The following is a 1193-nucleotide window of genomic DNA, read 5'->3' on the forward strand; positions in this document are numbered from 1 at the left end:
CGCGGGGCGGTCTGCACCGAGATCCAGCGCAGGTCGGTGAACTCGGCAATCGCCGCCTTGCCGCCGAAGCGGCCGAAGCCGCTGCCTTTCACCCCGCCGAACGGCATCTGCGCCTCGTCATGCACCGTCGGCGCATTGATGTGGCAGATGCCCGACTGGATCTGCTGCGCCACGCTCATCGCCCGCGCAATGTCATGCCCGAACACCGCCGCCGACAAGCCGAACTCGTTGTCGTTGGCGCAGGCCACCGCCTCTTCCACGCCTTTGACCCGCACGATGCCCTTAACCGGCCCGAACGATTCTTCGTGGTAAATCTTCATCGCCGGCGTCACATGGTCCAGCAGCGTGGCCGGCATCAGCGTGGTTTCCGCCTTGCCGCCGCACAGCAGTTTCGCGCCCTTCTCCAGCGCATCGTCGATCAGCGCGTTGCAGCGGTGCACCGTGCTCATGTCCACCACCGAGCCCAGCACCACCGGTCCCTGGCGCGGGTCGCCCAGCGGCAAGGCCTTGGCTTTCTCGGCCAGGCGCGCCACGAAATCGTCGGCTACCTTCTCGTCGACGATGATGCGCTCGGTCGACATGCAGATCTGGCCGGAATTGGCGAAGGCGCCAAACGCCGCGCCATTCACGGCTGCCTCGATGTCGGCGTCATCCAGCACGATGAACGGCGCCTTGCCGCCCAGCTCCAGCACCGACGGCTTGAGGTGCTTGGCGCAGACGGCGGCGATGATCTTGCCGACCTTGGTCGAGCCGGTGAAGTTGACCCGGCGCACCGCCGGATGGGCCACCATGGCTTCGACGATCTCGCCGGCATCCTGCGGCGCGTTGGTGATGAAGTTGACCACGCCCCTGGGCAGGCCGGCTTGCTGCATGGCTTCGATGATCAGGCCGTGGGTGGCCGGGCACAGCTCCGAGCCCTTGAGCACCACGGTGTTGCCGCAGGCCAGCGGCATGGCGATGGCGCGCACGCCGAGGATGATGGGCGCGTTCCAGGGCGCCATGCCGAGCACCACGCCGGCGGGCTGGCGCACGCCCATGGCCAGGCTGCCGGGCACGTCGGAGGGGATGATCTCGCCGGAGACCTGGGTGGTCATGGAAGCGGCTTCGAGCAGCATGCCGGCGGCCAGATGGACATTGAAGCCGGACCACATGGCCGAGCCGCCGGTTTCGGCGGCCACGGCGGCGGCGAAGGC

Annotated in this window: 1 protein-coding gene; it reads right to left on the reverse strand. The window is 68.1% G+C overall.

The annotated features are described in order from the left end of the window. Window positions 1-1193 (reverse strand): aldehyde dehydrogenase (locus CHB88_RS24055; protein WP_143131473.1); only part of this gene is annotated, 1193 nt, incomplete at both ends.

Source organism: Noviherbaspirillum humi (genome assembly GCF_900188095.1).
Classification (GTDB): Bacteria; Pseudomonadota; Gammaproteobacteria; order Burkholderiales; family Burkholderiaceae_D; genus Noviherbaspirillum; species Noviherbaspirillum humi.